This window comes from Erwinia pyrifoliae DSM 12163 (assembly GCF_000026985.1).
GTDB classification, from domain to species: Bacteria; Pseudomonadota; Gammaproteobacteria; order Enterobacterales; family Enterobacteriaceae; genus Erwinia; species Erwinia pyrifoliae.
In genome coordinates this window covers 1,165,242-1,183,787 of sequence record NC_017390.1, presented here as the reverse complement: position 1 = coordinate 1,183,787, position 18,546 = coordinate 1,165,242, and the positions used below count along the sequence as shown (strand labels likewise).

Genomic DNA, 18,546 nt, shown 5'->3' with positions numbered 1-18,546 from the left:
ATCAGGTTAACCTGCCTGCACATCCATGCTGGCTTTAAAAGCCTGCCACGCCGGGGAATGTTCACGCAGGCGGGAAACTGACTTTTGCAGCAGCTGAACAGCATAATCAATCTCTTCTTCGCTGGTGAAGCGGCCAAGAGAGAACCGCACAGAGCTGTGCGCCAGTTCATCGCTCAGCCCGATAGCACGCAGGACGTAAGAAGGCTCTATACTGGCGGAGGTACAGGCCGATCCGGTAGACACTGCCAGATCTTTGAGCGCCATAATCAGCGATTCGCCATCAACGTAACCGAAGCTGACGTTGAGAATGTTCGCCGCGCCCTGCTGCAACGAGCCGTTAACAGCAACCGCCTCAATGCGGCTAATCCCCTGCCACAGTCTGCTACGCAGCGCGCTGATACGCGCCATATCGTCAGCCATCGCCTCTTTAGCAATACGGTATGCCTCACCCATGCCGACGATCTGGTGCACCGGCAGCGTTCCGGAGCGCATACCGCGCTCGTGTCCGCCACCGTGGATCTGCGCTTCAAGACGAATACGCGGCTGACGGCTGACATACAGTGCGCCGATGCCTTTCGGCCCGTAAATCTTATGGGCCGAGAAAGACATCAGATCCACTTTCAGCTGGCCGAGATCAACGGGCAACTTGCCTACGCTCTGCGTCGCATCCACATGAAAGACGATGCCACGGGCGCGGCAAAGTTCTCCGATGGCGGCAATATCCTGCACCACGCCAATCTCATTATTGACGTGCATGATCGACACCAGCACCGTGTCGTCGCGCAGCGCGTCTTCCAGTTGCCGTAGCGTGATGGAACCATCACTTTGCGGGTTGAGATAAGTGACGCTAAAGCCTTCATGCTCCAGATGAGCACAGGTGTCCAACACCGCCTTGTGTTCGGTGGTACAGGTAATGATATGGCGGCCCTTTTCCTGATAGAAAGTGGCTGCACCTTTGATCGCCAGGTTGTTAGCTTCGGTGGCACCGGAGGTAAAAACGATTTCGCGCGGGTCAGCACCCACCAGTTCGGCTACCTGGTTACGGGCAACATCGACCGCTTCTTCAGCCTGCCAGCCAAAGCGGTGTGAACGCGAGGCAGGATTGCCGAAAGTGCCGTCCTGGGTGAGATACTGCATCATCCTGGCTGCCACGCGCGGATCGACTGGCGTGGTGGCAGAATAATCCAGATAAATCGGTAATTTCATTGCTTGTTAAGCTCCGGAAAGTTGCTGTCTGCCGCCCTTCTGCGCCCCCGGATCTTTACGGATAGCAGAAACGAACAAAAGGCCGCTACAGGCCTTTTGTTCGTTTCTGCGGGCGAAGAAGACTTCGCCGTCACTGCGGTCAGGCGCGCAGATTGACGTCAATGGTTTCGTGCTTACGGCCATGCGGCGCACGACGGATTTCATTGCTGTTCTGGCGGTCGGCCACATCCAGGATCTCCTGGTTGTTGACCAGCTCGGCCAGGGTAATGTTATTGAGGAAGTCGCTGATGCGCTCGCTCAGGTCACGCCACAAAACGTGAGTCAGGCAACGCTCACCGCCCTGGCAGCCTTCTTTGCCCTGGCATTTGGTCGCATCCACCGATTCATCAACGGCGGTAATCACCGCACCTACCGCGATGGCATCGGCTGCTTTACCCAGCAGATAACCCCCACCCGGACCGCGCACGCTTGCCACCAGACCATTCTTGCGCAGACGAGAGAACAGCTGCTCAAGATAAGAGAGCGAGATGCCCTGCCGCTCTGAAATATCAGCTAAAGGCACCGGGCCTTCGTGAGAATGCAGTGCAACATCAAGCATAGCGGTAACAGCATAACGGCCTTTGGATGTCAGTCTCATGGCGTAAAAAACCTCGGTTATAACCCTGATGGGTGTTAACAAATTATGTTCGCCAGTCTGCCATTCCCGAGTAATTTGGTCAAGTATTTAACCTGGTAAAACAGTCAACTATTTAACCGAGTAATTCACTCAACTATTGTGCTGTTTTTTTACCGCCTTAATCGCCCTGTCGCTTCTCAAGTGACGACAGCATGCCGCGCAGAATATTCAGTTCATCACGTTCCGGACGAGCACGGGTAAACAGGCGCCGCATTTTGCTCATCACCTGTCCCGGGCTGGCCGCACGGATAAATCCGCTGTCGGTCATTATTTTTTCCATATGCTGATAGAAGCGTTCAAGATCCTCCACCAGCGGATAGGGAGTCTCATCAGGCTGCGTCTGCGGCGTTTCAACGGATTGCAGGTAAGCCATGCGCACCTCATAGGCGATAATCTGTACCGCCATGGCCAGATTCAGCGAGCTGTACTCCGGGTTGGCGGCAATCGCTACGTGGTAGTGGCACTTCTGCAACTCATCGTTAGTCAAACCCACGCGTTCGCGACCAAACACCAGCGCGACCGGAGCCTGCTGACCTTCTTCGACGCTCTTTAAACCGCATTCCCGAGGATCCAGCATCGGCCACGGCAATGAGCGCGAACGCGCGCTGGTGCCCACCACCAGGCTACAACCTGATATCGCCTCGTCCAGCGTATCAACGATTTTTGCTTCGCCGATCACATCACTGGCTCCGGCGGCCAGCGCTATCGCCTGTGAATCAGGTTTGACCAGTGGATTAACAAGATAGAGGCTGGTTAAGCCCATCGTTTTCATCGCACGGGCAACGGAACCCATGTTGCCGGTATGAGAAGTTTCCACCAGCACAATTCGGATATTTTGCAACATAAGGATCAGGGGTCTTCCGGGTCTGAGAGATAATTTAGCGATGCTAGCATATTTTCAGGACATATACCGACGTTCCCTGCTATACTACGCGCCGTTTTCTATCAGATTATGATAAAAATCCAAATAATTGCAGTGGCTATAAGGGGATCGCCTTATCTGGCACGCATCTATCGGTGCGGACAGGTGTTCATGCGTTGCTTTTTACCCAGTGCAAATATTCAGGATAACCCGTTCTTTAACATCCAGTGAGACGATACTACCTATGCATCCGATGCTCAACATTGCCGTGCGCGCTGCGCGCAAGGCCGGAAACGTCATTGCCAAGCACTATGAAATCCCGGACTCCGTCGAAGCCAGCCAGAAAGGCAGTAATGACTTTGTCACCAATGTTGGCCGCGAAGCGGAACGCCAAATTATTGAAGTGATCCGCAAGTCTTACCCCAAGCACACCATTATTGCTGAAGAGAGCGGTGAGCTACAGGGCGAAGATCAGGATGTGCAATGGGTTATCGATCCACTGGGTGGCACCACCAACTACATCAACCGTCTGCCTCATTTCAGTGTTTCTATCGCCGTGCGCCTGAAAGGCCGCACCGAAGTGGCGGTGGTTTACGATCCGATGCGTAATGAACTGTTCAGCGCCGTGCGCGGTCAGGGCGCTCAGTTGAACGGTTATCGTCTGCGCGGCGGCACCGCACGCGATCTGGATGGCACCATTCTGGCAACTGGCTTCCCGTTCAAAGTGAAGCAGCACGCCACCCCTTATATCAACATCGTAGGCAAACTGTTCACCCAGTGTGCTGATTTCCGCCGCAGCGGTTCTGCCGCGCTGGATTTGGCCTATGTGGCTGCCGGCCGCGTCGACGGTTTTTTTGAGATTGGTCTGAAGCCGTGGGATTTTGTTGCCGGAGAACTGCTGGTGCGTGAAGCGGGCGGTCTGGTCACCGACTTCACCGGTAACCACGGCTATATGCACTCCGGTAACATCGTGGCGGGCAATCCGCGCGTAGTGAAAGCGATGCTGGCCAATATGCGCGATGAGCTGAGCGAAGCGCTGAAGCGTTAATCGTTTAAGGCCGCAAGGGCCGATCGCAAACAGACGATCGGCCCCCAGTTAACGGTCAAAACATAGGCCGGATGCCGCCAGAGATCGCCGGTTGTGCACTAAGCCATAGCATTGCCCCCGCAGCCACCAGCATTAATCCTCCCAGCAGCGCCAGACCATTCAGCGCGATAACCTGCCAGCCCGGCGTATGGCCACGACGGAGCCGCAACGCAAGCCTTCTGCAAAGATGCACCAGCAGCGCCATCGCCGAGACGGTCAGCGCCGTCCCCATCGCCATCACCAACGCCGACAGTACGCCCCAGAACCAGACGCCGACCACTTTGGAGAACAGCAGCATCATAATGGCGCCCGAGCAGGGGCGTAATCCCATCGACAGCACCACCATGATTTTTGTCTGCCATCCCGGTGCTGGTGCCAGCGTATTAACGTCCGGCACATGTTGATGACCGCATCCACAGTGCGCGCCGTGCTGCTTTCCGCGAGGCAGCACACGCTTTATCTTCATGCCCGGCGGCACGGCTACCAGCTGGAGTGCCAGTTTTCTTAGCGCACGCCAGCACAGCCACAATCCCAGCCCGATAACCAACAAATAGCTGCTCTTTTCCAGCCAGTAGCTGCTGAGGTGCAGCTGACGCGCAGAAAGCTGGAGCACCCCCAGCACCAGCATGACCAGGGCAATAGCGACGCAGCCCTGTACCAGCGCCGCCGCCAGCGTCAGTTGCAGACTGGTTTTCATTTTCGTCGGATGAGTGGCAAGGAACGTTGTGATGATCACCTTGCCATGCCCCGGCCCCAGGGCATGTAAAACGCCATACAGCAGGCTGAAGCCCATCAGCGCCAGCCCCGCCTGCTGCGGATGACCGGCGACCTGTTGCAACAGCTGGGTCATCTGACGGTGCAAATCCTTTTGCCACAGGGCGCTTTGCCAGAGCATTTGCGGCCAGCATTGCCAAATCAGCAGCCCGCCGGTGACGAGCAGCGCCAGCAACAGAAGCAGCGGCCAGGCACGGTATCGGCGAGTTATTGGCGCATTCACTGGCATGTCAGCGTCACCTGCTGAGCAAACTGTCGGCCAAGTTCCCTCTCTTCTGCCGGTGCATCGGCTTTATCCAGCGCCAGCGCATAAGCCTTTACCGAGGCACCCGGCTGCGGGGTCTGTAGCTGCAAACGGCACTGCGAGGCCAGTTCAGGCGGTACGGTTAAGTCTTTTTCAGAATCGTAATACATATCTACAAAGTAAGTCGGGTCGAAAGTAGCAAAACGGTAGCGCTGGCCTCTTAACGGCTGCGGATGAGAAAGCGGTAAAACGAACCCCAGCACCGCCTTGTGCCCCTGGCGCGACAGATGGTACTGCGTCGGCATCTGGCCAAATTTTACCGGCTGCTTCTGGTGCCAGAATTCGGTGAAATAGTGCTGAACGAGGACATTTGCCATCACTTCGGCCGCCAGCTTTTTCCAAACCTCCGAATCAGGTTGCGCGTGACCGGCATCATAAAGCAGATCGGCAGAGGTGATTTCATCCATCACCCAGCGCATTTTTAATCCGGTAAGGCTGTCGCCCTGATGAACCAGCGTGGTTTGCATGGCAATAAAGCTATGCGGATGTGCCGAAACCGCTGGCGCGCCGGCAGCCACCAGCCACAGCAGGTGGGCGGTTGATTTGTTATAATATAACAAAATTACGTCCTGTCAGAAATTTTCCGCTCATTTTTGTGACCTGCCTTAAAAGCTCGGCATAAACCGGGGCTGACGGGCTACTGACCACGCTGCCGGGGCTATGCTTAATACTTCTACCGCTACTGAGATCGCAGATGACGAGTGTATATTTACCTGAACATGCTGTCCTCTCCCCTGCGCAGCGCCGTTGCCGTCTGCTTTTAACTCTCTGTCTTCCTGACTGCCTGGTGACGCTGGAGTCGGTATGCCAGCTTAACGGCGTTGATCTTCCCCTCGTCCGGCAAGATATAGCGGAGCTGACAACAGAAATCCAGCGCAATCATCATCTGGCCATTGAGCAGGACGGGCAGGGTCGCTTGTCGCTTAACGGTACAGCGCTAAACCAGCGGCTGTGCCTGATGCACGGCTTACGCCGCGCAATGCGCGTGTCGCCCCAGTTTGTCAGCGGCTGGTTTGCTGACGCCGTCAAACGCCGGTTGCAGGCGCAGTTCATTGATAAAGCGCTGTATAGTGAGCATAACCTGACGAGGTTGATCCGGCATTGTTCACAGCGGCTGGCGCGGGAGTTTAGCCTGCGCGACAGCCATTTTTTGCACATCTGGTTACAGTTTTCTCTTGCCTGGCCATGCCAGCCGCAGTTCAGCTCGCTACAGCAGCAGTGGCTGCAACATAAAGCCGAGTATGCGCTGGCTCAGGAGATTATCCGCTGCTGGCAGAAGCGTGGCTGGCCTGCCGATGATAATCAGGCAGCCCTGCTCGCTCTGCTCTTCAGCCAGCTGCACGCGCCACTGATTGAGGAGATCGCCTGCGAAAGTGAGCGCTCGCTGCTGCAAGCGGTTGAGTTATTGATTCAGTGTTTTCAGCAGATTGCCGGTATTGAATTTCATCATAAGGCCGGCCTTAGCGTGCGCCTGTATACCCACCTGGCCCAGGCGCTGGAGCGTACGCTATTCGCCATCGCTATCGATGACAATCTGGCAGAAAATGTCGCTTTACAATATCCACGCCTGTTGCGCACCACGCGTGAGGCGATTGTCGCTGTTGAACAGCAGTACGCGGTCACGTTTTCACAGGAAGAGGTGGAACTGATGGCGATTATTTTCGGTGCATGGCTGGTACAGGAGCATGCCCCGCATGAGAAACAGGTGCTGCTTCTCACTGGAAAAAATCCCAAACTGGAACGCCAGATCGAGCAGCAGTTACGTGAACTGACGCTGCTGCCGCTGAACATCAAATATCTGGATGTTAACGACTTTCAGCGTGACAGCGCGCCGCCAGGCATCACGCTGGTTATCAGCCCGTATGCCACCTCGTTACCGCTCTATTCACCGCCGCTGATCCATGCCGAACTGCCGTTGGGAGAGCACCAGCAGCAAAGTATCCGCACGCTGCTGGAGTCGTAATCTGGGGTTCGGCGCTGGGGGCAGCGCCGGGTCAAGCCGCTGCAAACAAATGACGCCTGCTCTCTGAAAGCCGCGAAACGGGCGATCGCCGGAGACAAACACCCCGAAGAACAAAACGCAGTCAGAAGGCGCGGTAACCAGAGCAAAAAAAACGGGACACTAACGTGTCCCGTTATTATGACTTCATAACTTCATTCCCGGTGACGGGGGTAAAGCTGGCTTATGCGTAAACCGGGAAGCGGGCGCAGATATCCAGCACCTGTTTCTTCACGCGCTCACTCACGCCTTCGTCGTTGATATTGTCGAGAATATCGCTGATCCAGCCAGCCAGCTCGCGCACTTCGGCTTCTTTAAAGCCGCGACGAGTGATCGACGGCGAACCGATACGGATACCGGAAGTCACAAACGGACTTTTCGGGTCGTTAGGCACGCTGTTTTTGTTAACGGTAATGTTGGCGCGGCCCAGGGCAGCATCCGCTTCTTTACCGGTCAGGTTTTTGTCCACCAGATCCAGCAGGAACAGGTGGTTATGCGTGCCGCCGGAAACCACGTTGTAGCCGCGCTCCAGGAACACGTCGACCATCGCTTTTGCATTCTTCGCGACCTGCTGCTGATAAGTCTTGAACGCCGGCTCCATCGCTTCTTTAAAGGCTACCGCCTTGCCGGCAATAACGTGCATCAGCGGGCCGCCCTGGCTGCCAGGGAAGACGGCAGAATTGAGCTTCTTATAGAAGTCTTCGTCACCGCCTTTCGCCAGAATCAAGCCACCACGCGGGCCTGCCAGCGTTTTATGGGTGGTCGTGGTAACGATGTGGGCGTACGGTACCGGGTTCGGATAAACGTCAGCCGCAATCAGGCCCGCAACATGTGCCATATCAACAAACAGGTAAGCCCCGATGCTGTCGGCGATTTCACGCATTTTAGCCCAGTCGCACACGCCGGAATAGGCGGAGAAACCACCAACGATCATTTTTGGCTGGTGCGTTTTAGCCAGTTCAGCCAGTTCGTTGTAGTCAATTTTGCCGTTTTCGTCGATGCCGTAAGAGATGACGTTATACAGTTTACCGGACAGGTTGACCGGAGAACCGTGAGTCAGGTGACCACCATGAGCCAGGCTCATACCCAGAATGGTATCACCCGGCTGCAGCAGCGCCGTGTAAACGGCGAAGTTGGCCTGAGAACCGGAGTGCGGCTGCACGTTCGCGTAGTCTGCGCCGAACAGCTCTTTGGCGCGGTCGATGGCCAGTTGCTCAACGATATCAACATGTTCGCAGCCACCGTAATAACGCTTGCCCGGATAGCCTTCAGCATATTTGTTGGTCAGCTGAGATCCCTGAGCCTGCATGACACGAGGGCTGGTGTAGTTTTCTGAAGCGATCAGCTCAATGTGCTCTTCCTGACGCACTTTCTCCTGCTCCATCGCCTGCCACAACTCGGCATCGTAATCGGCAATGTTCATATCACGCTTTAACATCTGCATCTCCTGACTCAACTGACTTTTATAAAGGTATGACCCCATGCGGGGGGGTGCCAGGCAACAGTGTAAACTGTTTTCCCACCCGTTGAATAGCGTCAAGGCCGCCTTTTTACGCAAACGATTGGCTTCACGGCCGGTAAGGCCTGGTTCCGGTTCAGGGCAAGCCTTTGCTGGCGGAGTTTTCTTCATCAGGCAGTTGCATGAATTTCATTTGCCCCGGAACAGATTTGCCCCGGAACAGGATATAAAACGCCCCGACGGATCGCAGTGCAGGTATAACACGCTTCAGGCAACAACAGACAGATATCGCAACGCCGCGCCTCAGAAACCGGGGCATTCGGGGGAAGGCACAAAGGTGGGCGCATAACAAACGGCGGGAACAGCGTCAGCATTCAGAGCCTGAGAAGCCAGGCCCTGCGGTCAACATCAGCGATAATTAAATCGCTTCTTCGTCTTCTTCACCGGTACGAATGCGCACCACCCGCGCCACATCGTAGACGAAAATTTTGCCATCGCCGATCTTTCCGGTCTGCGCCGTGCGCATGATGGTATCCACACAGGTATCGACGATGTCATTAGCAATGACGATCTCAATTTTCACCTTGGGCAGAAAATCGACCATATACTCTGCGCCACGGTAAAGTTCGGTATGCCCTTTCTGGCGACCAAATCCTTTGACTTCAGTCACCGTCATCCCGGTGATGCCGACTTCCGCCAGCGCTTCACGCACATCGTCCAGTTTGAACGGCTTGATAATTGCATCAATTTTTTTCATGGCAGATCCTTTTTCTTCCTCCGCCGGGCGCGGCAGGGTAATCAGTTAACATCGCCGGACAGATCGCGCCGGGCGTGCTGTCTCTGGTTTCAACCCGCTAAACTATCATAACTGGCGCGCTTAGCGGCACAGGAATTATCCTTTAAAATCGGCCGCATCCAGCTCATGACGCGACAACAGTTTATAAAATTCGGTGCGATTGCGTCCCGCCAGACGTGCGGCATTGGTCACATTGCCTTTGGTCATTTGCAGCAGTTTACGCAAATAATTGAATTCAAACTGGTTGCGCGCTTCGACAAAGGTCGGAAGTACCGTATTTTCTCCCACCAGCGCCTGTTCGACCAGCGCTTCGCTAATGACCGGTGCTGAGGTCAGCGCCACACACTGCTCGATGACATTGACCAGCTGACGCACGTTGCCCGGCCAGCTGGCGGCCATCAAGCGCCGCATCGCCTCGGCCGAGAAGCTGCGCACAAACGGTTTGTGTCGCTCCGCTGACTGCTTCAGCAGATGGTACGCCAGCAGCGGGATATCTTCTGCACGTTCATGCAGCGCCGGGAGCTTCAGGCTCACCACGTTCAGGCGGTAGAACAGGTCTTCACGGAACTCTTTTTTCTCCATGGCTTTGGGCAAGTCGCGATGGGTGGCGGAGATAATTCGCACATTGATATCCAGGTCGCGATTGCTGCCCAGCGGGCGCACTTTCCGCTCCTGTAATACGCGCAGCAGTTTTACCTGCAACGCCTGCGGCATATCACCAATTTCGTCAAGAAATAGCGTGCCACCTTCGGCGGCCTGGAATAATCCCTCACGGCTGCTCACCGCGCCGGTAAAGGCTCCTTTGGCATGACCGAACAGTTCCGACTCCAGCAATTGTTCCGGCAGTGCGCCGCAGTTAATGGCGATAAAGGCTTTACCCGCCCGCTGGCTGACGCCGTGAATTGCCTGAGCCAGCACCTCTTTCCCCGTGCCGCTCTGCCCGTGGATCAGCACGCTAACATCTGACCGGGCCACCATTCGTGCTTGCTCAAGCAGACGTAGCATCTGCGGGCTGCGGGTGACAATCTTTTCACGCCAGGCTTCATCACCGACCGGTGCACGATAAGCCAGCGCCTCGTCTATCGCTTTGTACAGCGCATCGCGGTCTACCGGCTTGGTAAGGAAACTGAATACGCCCTGGCGGGTAGCGGCGACGGCATCGGGAATGGAACCGTGAGCGGTCAGAATAATCACCGGCATGCCCGGCTTTAGCTTCTGAATTTCGACAAACAGCGCCATGCCGTCCATTTCATCCATGCGCAGGTCGCTGATCGCCAGGTCGACATTTTCGCGGTTCAGCACGCGCAGCGCCTCCGGGCCACTGCTGGCGGTATCGACGGTGAATCCTTCGCTGCGCAGTCGCATCCCCAACAGCTTCAACAAACTGGGGTCATCATCGACCAGCAGCAGTCGCGCTGATGTTTTGTTCATGGGTTTGCCTCATCCGTTGCGCGCTTGCCCGCTGTGCCATCGTCTTGCCCACTGTTCTCGGCCGCCTCCGGCGTGCGGCGTGAAGAGAGCTGGCGTTCAATATCGGTCAGCCTGTCCAGTTTGCGCCGCGTGCTGGCCAGGTCTTTGCGTAGTTCCGTTTGCTGCTGGCGCAGAGCGTCCAGTTCGGCGTCACTTTTCTGCTGCAAAAAGGCATATCGCGTGCGCTCGGCAGATAATTGCAACAGCGCGCCCTGCCCTTCACGCCACAGCATCAGCAGCGGGCGCACTGCCGCCGGGTAATCAGCGCCGTAATTATCCAGCCGCTGCAGATAATGACGCCGTTCAACAGAAGTGACATTGCCATTACTGAGCAGTACTGCCTGTCTGAACGCATTTTGCCAGTTATCCGCCGGCCAGCCTTTCGCTTCAGCGCGGGCATCAGCAGGCGACAGACGAACAGCACAGTCAATGGCTCGCTGCCAGTAAAGCGGGTTTTCCAGCGCGGGGCCGTCGGCCCAGGACCAGATGCGCTCACAGTTTACCAGCCGGAAATCGGCAAGGCTGTTTTCAGGTTCACTCAGGCTACTGTCCGCCCCTTTTACCGCTTTCTGCGGCAGATTCTGACAGCAGGCCGTCAGGATCAACGCCAGCAATGCGCTGGTGAGGGATCGGCCACAACGTCTGCGCTGCAATACGACAATAAAACGGGCTAGCTGCATGATTCTCCTTTTCCGGCGATGGCATGTAATTCAATGCGGAAGCAAACATCAGCGTCAACGCTTTCGATCAGTTGCAAATCCCCCTGCAGCTGGCGCACGCAGTCTTTGGCAATACTGAGTCCCAGACCACTGCCTTTTATCGCGCCTTTACGTTGCAGATCCCCCTGAAAAAAGGGTTCAAATATCATCGCCCTTTCCGCGAGGGGGATCGCAGTACCGGTATTTGCCACCTCAATCAGCACCACGCAGCCCTGCTGCCGACTGCGTATCGATATTTGTCCTGATTCTGCACCGTAGTGTAGCGCATTGGAGTAGAGATTATCGATTGCCCGTAGCAACAAAGTCGGTTCAGCGCGGCAGCTGCTCACCTGTAAATCGATACGGGTGTGAACCCGCTTAGCGCGTGCCGTAAGACTGTGGGAGGAAACCAGCGTAGCGATCAGCGGCTGAAGCGGGACATCCTCCAGCTCCGGCGGGGCATCCGCCAGTTTACGGTTGTAATCCAGCAGCTGTTCGATCAGACGTTGCAGATGACGGCTGCTGTCATCAAGAATGCTGACCACTTCGCGCTGGTCGGCGGTCAACGGGCCTGCCACCTGGTCGGCCAGCAGTTCGGTACCTTCGCGCAGACTCGCCAGCGGGGTTTTAAACTCATGAGAGATATGACGCAAAAATTCGTGGCGCTGAGATTCCAGCCAGGCAAGACGCTCGCTAAGCCAGAGAATACGCTGTCCCAGCGAGCGGATCTCGCGCGGCCCTTTAAACGCCAGGTTCTGATCCAGCGGCTTGCCCTCACCCAGTCGGTTGATCATGCGCTCTACCGCTTTGACCGGGCCGATAATCATGCGGGTAAACAGCAGCACCAGCCCCAGGCTGAGCAGAAACAGGATCAGCGCCTGCCAACCGAAATACTGGCCGCGCTCGGCGATTTCCCGCTGCAATTGCAGACCGCGCGCAAACGCCACTTCACGCGTTGAACGAACCAGCTGACTATTGGCATCAGAAAACACTTCCAGCCATTCTGTCGCCGTGCGCAACGGGGCGCTGTTTTCACAGTGCATGTGGCCGAGCTGGCTGAGGGCTTGCCGCAGAATTTGATCAGTGCGCATATCCGGCAGCACTGCGGCATGCGCATCCAGCATTTGTGAATAGCGGCCGTGCTGAGTCTGATACAGGCGCGCCAGCATCGGGTCATCCAGCACGCAGTACTGGCGATAGCTGCGCTCCAGCTCCAGCGCCGTGCGCGCCATGGCTTCACTTCTGCGCACGTCGGTCAGCGTGGTGCGGTTGGTGTCTGCCGCACGCTTACTGAGCGCCGACAGGCTCTCCCACGCCTGCCAGGCCAGCACCAGTAACGGTAACAGCACCAGTAAAAACGCCATCAGCACCAGCTGGCGCAGCGAACGTGGAAACAGACGCCATCTCTTCACGGCAGGATCTCATTTGAACAATTAACGCTGATGCTAGCTGAGAGCATGCGCAGAAGGAAGCGCTACCTGCCATGACCCGCGCTGATCAAGGCTTAGATCCGTATTTACCCGTGCTGAACTGCACTTTATTTTTCCCGGCTAACGCTGGCTGAAACTGAAACACTGGCGAGTCACATCCTGTAACAGAACGACTCGTCGTAGAAGAGAAAGATGAGTTTGACGGAAATATGAAAGAATTCCGCCATTGATAGGGATAATCTCTACTTTTTTGGGAAAACCAAATGTTACGTACATCAGGAAATGTGAATAATGGCGCAAATGCCCCTCTTGCCGTTAATCAGGTTGAATCCGGAAGAGCGGATCTGATTTCAGGCGAAAAGGACATTTTACAAAAAATATTATCCGTTTCCATTACAGACTGTCAGCATTCCAGGAACGGATCTACCCAGACGATGGAGAGCAGGAGTGTCCCAGACCTGCAAATGCTGGCAACGTCGGCCACCCTTGGGAAAATGCAGGAACCGGGTGATCTGAATCGTATCGCGCGTTTAATCTATACGTTGGCTCCTGGGCTGGAGCCCAGTCTTGTACAGTTTGCTGGCGACAAATTGGCGCAAGTCACCATGATGATTGCCAAAAAGCGTGTCATGAACGGCGAATTATGGGATACCGTCGCCCAGGAACATAGCATCACGGAAGAGCAGGACACACTCGAGCTTCAGATGATAGTCGTCGATGGTTCGGCCAGAGAGCGTGTCATGAGGGGACAACACTGCGGTGAGGTCAGTGAGCTATTTAAAATCAATCATATACTGGCCACCATAAGACTTCAGAGGATAGCCGTCGACGGTCCGGCCAGCAAGTCTGTCCAGAAAGGCGAACACTGCGCCATAGTCGCCAACCGACATGGAATCGAGCACTCCCTGGCCATACTCGAACTTCAGATGGCAGCCGTCAACAGTTATGCCAAACAGCGTATCGATGAAGGCGTAGACTGGGCTGAAGTCGCCAAGAAATGTGGGATCACGCACGTCAAGGCTTTTAACTACCTTCACCAGTATGCATTGCGCGCCTCATAGAAAAATAAGGATCTGTCGGGCATGCGGTTTCTGGAGTCAGTGCCCCCCTGTCGTTCAGTTTTTTCATTTTCAGCTAATGTGGGCTGGAGAAAACGGAATGCAGGTCACCACGCCAGGATCAAAATGAAAAAAAGGCCGGTTCCAGTGAACCAGCCTTCCAAAGTCACGCCGGTAAACCCGCGTAACAAAATAGATGGTACCTGACTCAACGTAGCGTCCGATGTCTGATAACGCCACAAAGTGAACGATTATCGGCGGGGTGGACGACAGGCACCGTATTGTGCGTCATTCGAATGTTATGGGCACTTGTCCGCTTGAGCAGGGCTGTCATAACCGGGTGAATGAGCCACTGCACTGTTATAAGCAATTGGCATGCCAGATTTGAGAAACCCTGTAACATACTGTTCATCAAGCTATTTTCTCAAAACGGTAGCTGAGCCGTACTAAAATATGCGTCGTTGATATTAAGAAACGTCTCCATATAGAGACGTTTACAAGGCTTATTCACAAAAACAGGGGAAATCAATCAGCTGAATGTCTCCTTTCGGAGACATCTGCTCACTGCATTGTCGGCAAAATGCGACAACACGCCGGGACGATACCAAAAGGCCGGAATGGCTCCGGCCTTTACCACAGCTTGACTTAACCCAGCTGTTTACGCGCATTACGGAATATCCGCATCCACGGGCTGTCCTCTCCCCACTCTGCCGGGTGCCAGGAGTGGCTGACGGTGCGGAATACGCGTTCCGGGTGCGGCATCATAATGGTGACACGACCACTTTCGTTGGTTACCGCAGTAATGCCGTTCGGCGATCCATTCGGGTTAGCCGGGTACTGCTGAGTGACGTTGCCAAGGTTGTCGACAAACCGCAGCGCCACTAAACCTTTATTTTCCAGCCGGGCCAGGTGCGCCTCGTTACGCACTTCAACGAAACCTTCACCATGAGCCACCGCAATCGGCATTCGCGAGCCGACCATACCGTCCAGCAGCAGTGACGGGCTGGCCGCCACTTCCACCAGGCTGAAGCGCCCTTCAAAGCGCTCTGACTGGTTGCGCACAAAGCGTGGCCACGCTTCGCTGCCAGGGATCAGCTCGCGCAGATTAGACATCATCTGGCAACCGTTACATACGCCAAGCGCCAGCGTCTGTGGCCGATGGAAGAAGGTTTCAAACTCGTCACGCACGCGCTCATTGAACAAAATTGACTTCGCCCAACCTTCGCCGGCACCCAGTACGTCGCCGTAGGAGAAGCCACCACAGGCGACCAGCGCCTGGACGTCGCTCAGTCCACGACGCCCGGCAAGCAGGTCGCTCATGTGCACGTCAACCGCGTCAAATCCGGCACGGTGGAAGGCGGCAGCCATCTCAACCTGGGAGTTAACCCCCTGCTCACGCAGCACCGCCACTTGCGGACGGACGCCGGTTGCAATGAATGGTGCGGCGATATCTTCCTGTGGCTTAAAGGTCAGCGCAACGTTAAGACCCGGATCGCGATCGTCTTTCTTCGCCTCATGCTCCTGATCGGCACAGGCCGGGTTGTCGCGCAGACGCTGCATCTGCCAGGTGGTTTCTGCCCACCAGGTACGCAGAGTGGTACGGCTTTCGCTGTAGATCGCTGAATCACCGCTGGAGAGGGTGAAGCGGTCACCGCTGACCGCCCTGCCCAGCAGATGCACGCAGTCGCCAAGGCCGTGGGCCGCCAGCAGCGCTTTAACGTCCGCCAGGTCAGCGGCGGCCACCTGAATCACCGCGCCCAGTTCTTCATTGAACAGAGCGGCCAGGCTGTCGTTGCCCAGCGTGGCAATGTCGGCCTCAATACCGCAGTGGCCGGTAAAGGCCATCTCGGCCAGCGTTACCAGCAGCCCGCCGTCTGAACGGTCGTGATAGGCCAGCAGTTTGCCCCCGGCAACCAGCGCCTGAATCGCATGATAGAAACCGGCCAGCTGCTGCGCATCCCGCACGTCGGCAGGCTTATCGCCCAGCTGGCGGTAAACCTGTGACAGCGCCGTGGCACCCAGCGCATTTACGCCGTTACCGAGGTCAATCAGCAACAGCGCGTTATCGCCGGTCTGCAACTGCGGCGTCACGGTTTTACGCACGTCCTCCACGCGGGCAAATGCGGTGATCACCAGCGACAGCGGCGAGGTCATCTCGCGCTGTTCGCTACCCTGCTGCCAGCGGGTTTTCATCGACATGGAGTCTTTGCCCACCGGGATGGTGATGCCCAGCGCCGGGCACAGCTCTTCACCCACCGCTTTGACCGCGGCATACAGGCCGGCGTCCTCACCCGGGTGACCGGCTGCCGCCATCCAGTTTGCCGACAGTTTGATGCGCGTCAGTGGGCCGATCTGCGTGGCGGCAATATTGGTGAGCGCTTCACCGACCGCCAGGCGACCGGAAGCGGCAAAGTCCAGCAGCGCCACCGGCGTGCGCTCGCCCAGCGCCATCGCTTCGCCGTGGTAGCTGTCGAGGCTGGCGGTGGTCACTGCACAGTTGGCCACGGGAACCTGCCACGGCCCGACCATCTGGTCACGGGCAACCATGCCGCCAACCGAACGGTCACCGATGGTAATAAGGAAGGTTTTCTCCGCCACGGCAGGCAGATGCAGCACGCGATGTACCGCGTCCACAAGCGAAATGCCATCGCGCACCAGCGCCTCGCCTTTCACCTGCAGGCTGGTGACGTCACGGGTCATTTTCGGCGTTTTGCCTAACAGCACGTCCAGCGGCATATCGATAGGCGTATTGTCGAAATGGCTGTCAGTCAGCGACAGGTGCATCTCTTCCGTCGCCTCGCCAATCACCGCATAGGGCGCGCGCTCGCGCTTGCACAAGGCATCAAACAGCGCCAGGCTTGCCGGGGCAACAGCCAGCACGTAGCGCTCCTGCGACTCGTTGCACCACACTTCCAGCGGGCTCATGCCCGGTTCATCATTGAGAATATCGCGCAGATTAAACCGGCCGCCGCGCTCACCGTCGCTCACCAGCTCCGGCATGGCGTTGGACAGACCGCCAGCGCCAACATCGTGAATAAACAGAATCGGGTTATCTTCCCCCAGCTGCCAGCAACGGTCGATCACTTCCTGGCAGCGCCGCTCCATTTCCGGGTTGTCACGCTGTACCGATGCAAAATCGAGGTCCGCATCAGACTGGCCGGAGGCCATTGACGAAGCCGCACCGCCGCCGAGGCCAATATTCATTGCCGGGCCACCCAGCACGATAAGCTTAGCGCCGACGCTGATTTCGCCTTTCTGCACATGGTCTGCACGGATATTACCGATACCACCCGCCAGCATAATCGGCTTGTGGTAGCCGCGTAGCTCGCTGCCATTGTGGCTGTTAACGCGCTCTTCATAGGTCCGGAAGTAGCCGTTCAGCGCCGGGCGACCAAATTCGTTGTTAAAGGCCGCACCGCCCAAAGGCCCTTCGGTCATGATGTCCAGCGCGGTGACGATGCGATCAGGCTTGCCGAAATCCTCTTCCCACGGCTGCTCAAAGCCCGGAATACGCAGGTTAGATACCGAGAAGCCGACCAGACCTGCTTTCGGTTTTGCGCCGCGCCCGGTGGCGCCCTCGTCACGAATTTCACCACCGGAACCGGTCGCCGCCCCCGGCCACGGCGAGATAGCTGTCGGGTGGTTGTGCGTTTCCACCTTCATCAGAATGTGCGCATCTTCCTGATGGAAGTCGTAGCGCCCCTGCGGATCGGCGTAGAAACGCCCCACCTTTGAGCCTTCCATGACCGCCGCGTTGTCTTTATAGGCTGACAGCACATGATCCGGAGTTTGCTCAAAGGTGTTCTTGATCATCTTAAACAACGATTTAGGCTGCTGCTCACCATCAATCAGCCAGTCAGCATTGAAGATTTTATGGCGGCAGTGCTCAGAGTTGGCCTGAGCAAACATATACAGTTCAATATCGTTCGGGTTGCGCCCCAATTTTTCAAACGCCGCCAGCAGGTAGTCGATTTCGTCGTCCGCCAGTGCCAGGCCCAGTTTAATATTGGCCTGGACCAGCGCATTGCGGCCTTCGCCCAGCACATCGACGCTTTGCAGCGGTGCGGGCTGATGATGGGCAAACAGCGCTTCGGCCTGCTGAAATTCGCTAAACACGGTTTCCATCATGCGGTCATGCAGCAGTGCAGCCAGCTGCCCCCACTGCGCTTCGGTTAACTGCGGGGCCTTAATATAGAAGGCCATGCCGCGCTCCAGGCGAATGACCTGCGGCAGCGAGCAGTTATGAGCGATATCCGTCGCTTTTGAAGACCAGGGCGAGAGGGTGCCGGGACGTGGCGTCACCAGCAGCAGACGGCCTTCCGGAGTATGTTCCGCGAGAGAGGGACCGTATTTCAGCAGGCGCTGCAGGCGTGATTTGTCATCGGCACTGAGCGGTGCGCTGACATCGGCAAAATGGACGTACTCGGCGTAAATATCACTCACCGGCAGGTGAGCGTCCTGAAAGCGGGTCAGCAGTTTGTTAATACGAAATGCCGACAGAGCGGGCGAACCACGCAGAATTTCCATCATTAAAGATCTCTCGTCTCGAAGCGCCGGGCGACGCTTCATTGGGCGCAACAGGGAAAACCGGCGCCATTATAGAGAATCCCGGTTCGTTACGAAACCGTTTGCGCAGAATTAATCGGCGAACCAGGACGGCTAAAAAACACACTAAAGGGGTGAAATTCAGTTGCGGTGCAGCCCGGAGTTGAGCAAAATGCCCCACG

At 56.4% G+C, this 18,546-nt stretch carries 14 protein-coding genes; 3 read left to right on the top strand and 11 right to left on the bottom strand.

Features of this window, described 5'->3' with window-relative positions:
- Positions 1-6: 6 nt before the first annotated feature.
- From EPYR_RS05285 to trmJ, 3 genes are all read right to left on the bottom strand, one after another.
- On the bottom strand, positions 7-1,206 hold the full coding sequence (locus EPYR_RS05285; protein WP_012667379.1) for an IscS subfamily cysteine desulfurase: 1,200 nt from the start codon (positions 1,204-1,206) through the stop codon (positions 7-9).
- A gap of 139 nt (positions 1,207-1,345) precedes the next feature.
- On the bottom strand, positions 1,346-1,843 hold the full coding sequence (gene iscR, locus EPYR_RS05280; RefSeq protein ID WP_012667378.1) for a Fe-S cluster assembly transcriptional regulator IscR: 498 nt from the start codon (positions 1,841-1,843) through the stop codon (positions 1,346-1,348).
- Positions 1,844-2,000: 157 nt separating this feature from the next.
- Positions 2,001-2,726 carry a tRNA (cytosine(32)/uridine(32)-2'-O)-methyltransferase TrmJ gene (trmJ, locus tag EPYR_RS05275; protein WP_012667377.1) on the bottom strand — a complete coding sequence of 242 codons (726 nt, stop codon included), beginning with the start codon at positions 2,724-2,726 and terminating at the stop codon, positions 2,001-2,003.
- Positions 2,727-2,988: 262 nt separating this feature from the next.
- Between trmJ and suhB the strand changes: the two genes are divergently transcribed.
- Positions 2,989-3,792: an inositol-1-monophosphatase gene (gene suhB / locus EPYR_RS05270; protein WP_012667376.1), complete on the top strand. Its 804-nt coding sequence runs from the start codon at positions 2,989-2,991 to the stop codon at positions 3,790-3,792.
- Between the two features lie 55 nt (positions 3,793-3,847).
- Here suhB and EPYR_RS05265 read toward each other — a convergent pair whose 3' ends face one another.
- Together EPYR_RS05265 and EPYR_RS05260 are read right to left on the bottom strand one after the other, a co-directional pair.
- Positions 3,848-4,834 carry a nickel/cobalt transporter gene (locus EPYR_RS05265; RefSeq protein WP_012667375.1) on the bottom strand — a complete coding sequence of 329 codons (987 nt, stop codon included), beginning with the start codon at positions 4,832-4,834 and terminating at the stop codon, positions 3,848-3,850.
- Positions 4,825-5,469, bottom strand: a complete 645-nt coding sequence (locus EPYR_RS05260; protein ID WP_012667374.1) for a DUF1007 family protein — start codon at positions 5,467-5,469, stop codon at positions 4,825-4,827. The genes EPYR_RS05265 and EPYR_RS05260 overlap by 10 nt, the downstream gene beginning before the upstream one ends.
- Before the next feature lie 134 nt (positions 5,470-5,603).
- On the opposite strand from EPYR_RS05260, the gene csiE reads away from it, so the two are divergent.
- On the top strand, positions 5,604-6,872 hold the full coding sequence (gene csiE / locus EPYR_RS05255; protein WP_012667373.1) for a stationary phase inducible protein CsiE: 1,269 nt from the start codon (positions 5,604-5,606) through the stop codon (positions 6,870-6,872).
- A gap of 220 nt (positions 6,873-7,092) precedes the next feature.
- On the opposite strand, the gene glyA is transcribed toward csiE, so the two are convergent.
- The 5 genes from glyA to EPYR_RS05225 all read right to left on the bottom strand — a co-directional run bounded on the left by glyA (position 7,093) and on the right by EPYR_RS05225 (position 12,743).
- Positions 7,093-8,346, bottom strand: coding sequence for a serine hydroxymethyltransferase (glyA, locus tag EPYR_RS05250; RefSeq protein ID WP_012667372.1), 1,254 nt, complete (start codon positions 8,344-8,346; stop codon positions 7,093-7,095).
- 439 nt (positions 8,347-8,785) lie between these two features.
- Positions 8,786-9,124, bottom strand: a complete 339-nt coding sequence (glnB, locus tag EPYR_RS05240; RefSeq protein ID WP_012667371.1) for a nitrogen regulatory protein P-II — start codon at positions 9,122-9,124, stop codon at positions 8,786-8,788.
- 135 nt (positions 9,125-9,259) lie between these two features.
- Positions 9,260-10,594: a two-component system response regulator GlrR gene (gene glrR / locus EPYR_RS05235; protein WP_012667370.1), complete on the bottom strand. Its 1,335-nt coding sequence runs from the start codon at positions 10,592-10,594 to the stop codon at positions 9,260-9,262.
- The gene (qseG, locus tag EPYR_RS05230) at positions 10,591-11,313 is read right to left on the bottom strand and encodes a two-component system QseEF-associated lipoprotein QseG (protein WP_012667369.1); all 723 of its coding nucleotides are present in this window, start codon (positions 11,311-11,313) and stop codon (positions 10,591-10,593) included. Before qseG ends, glrR begins: the two co-directional genes overlap by 4 nt.
- On the bottom strand, positions 11,304-12,743 hold the full coding sequence (locus tag EPYR_RS05225) for a sensor histidine kinase (protein WP_012667368.1): 1,440 nt from the start codon (positions 12,741-12,743) through the stop codon (positions 11,304-11,306). The genes qseG and EPYR_RS05225 overlap by 10 nt, the downstream gene beginning before the upstream one ends.
- Positions 12,744-13,024: 281 nt before the next feature.
- Between EPYR_RS05225 and EPYR_RS05220 the strand changes: the two genes are divergently transcribed.
- Positions 13,025-13,822, top strand: a complete 798-nt coding sequence (locus tag EPYR_RS05220; protein ID WP_012667367.1) for a hypothetical protein — start codon at positions 13,025-13,027, stop codon at positions 13,820-13,822.
- A gap of 642 nt (positions 13,823-14,464) precedes the next feature.
- Here the strand turns inward: EPYR_RS05220 and purL are convergent.
- Positions 14,465-18,349: a phosphoribosylformylglycinamidine synthase gene (gene purL / locus EPYR_RS05215; protein ID WP_012667366.1), complete on the bottom strand. Its 3,885-nt coding sequence runs from the start codon at positions 18,347-18,349 to the stop codon at positions 14,465-14,467.
- Between the last annotated feature and the right edge of the window lie 197 nt (positions 18,350-18,546).

What these genes read in the sequence shown, in the direction of transcription:
- EPYR_RS05285 (WP_012667379.1), bottom strand. Translation starts at nt 1,206, where the DNA reads ATGAAATTACCGATTTATCTGGATTATTCTGCCACCACGCCAGTCGAT.
- iscR (WP_012667378.1), bottom strand. Translation starts at nt 1,843, where the DNA reads ATGAGACTGACATCCAAAGGCCGTTATGCTGTTACCGCTATGCTTGAT.
- trmJ (WP_012667377.1), bottom strand. Translation starts at nt 2,726, where the DNA reads ATGTTGCAAAATATCCGAATTGTGCTGGTGGAAACTTCTCATACCGGC.
- suhB (WP_012667376.1), top strand. Translation starts at nt 2,989, where the DNA reads ATGCATCCGATGCTCAACATTGCCGTGCGCGCTGCGCGCAAGGCCGGA.
- EPYR_RS05265 (WP_012667375.1), bottom strand. Translation starts at nt 4,834, where the DNA reads ATGCCAGTGAATGCGCCAATAACTCGCCGATACCGTGCCTGGCCGCTG.
- csiE (WP_012667373.1), top strand. Translation starts at nt 5,604, where the DNA reads ATGACGAGTGTATATTTACCTGAACATGCTGTCCTCTCCCCTGCGCAG.
- glyA (WP_012667372.1), bottom strand. Translation starts at nt 8,346, where the DNA reads ATGTTAAAGCGTGATATGAACATTGCCGATTACGATGCCGAGTTGTGG.
- glnB (WP_012667371.1), bottom strand. Translation starts at nt 9,124, where the DNA reads ATGAAAAAAATTGATGCAATTATCAAGCCGTTCAAACTGGACGATGTG.
- glrR (WP_012667370.1), bottom strand. Translation starts at nt 10,594, where the DNA reads ATGAACAAAACATCAGCGCGACTGCTGCTGGTCGATGATGACCCCAGT.
- qseG (WP_012667369.1), bottom strand. Translation starts at nt 11,313, where the DNA reads ATGCAGCTAGCCCGTTTTATTGTCGTATTGCAGCGCAGACGTTGTGGC.
- EPYR_RS05220 (WP_012667367.1), top strand. Translation starts at nt 13,025, where the DNA reads ATGTTACGTACATCAGGAAATGTGAATAATGGCGCAAATGCCCCTCTT.
- purL (WP_012667366.1), bottom strand. Translation starts at nt 18,349, where the DNA reads ATGATGGAAATTCTGCGTGGTTCGCCCGCTCTGTCGGCATTTCGTATT.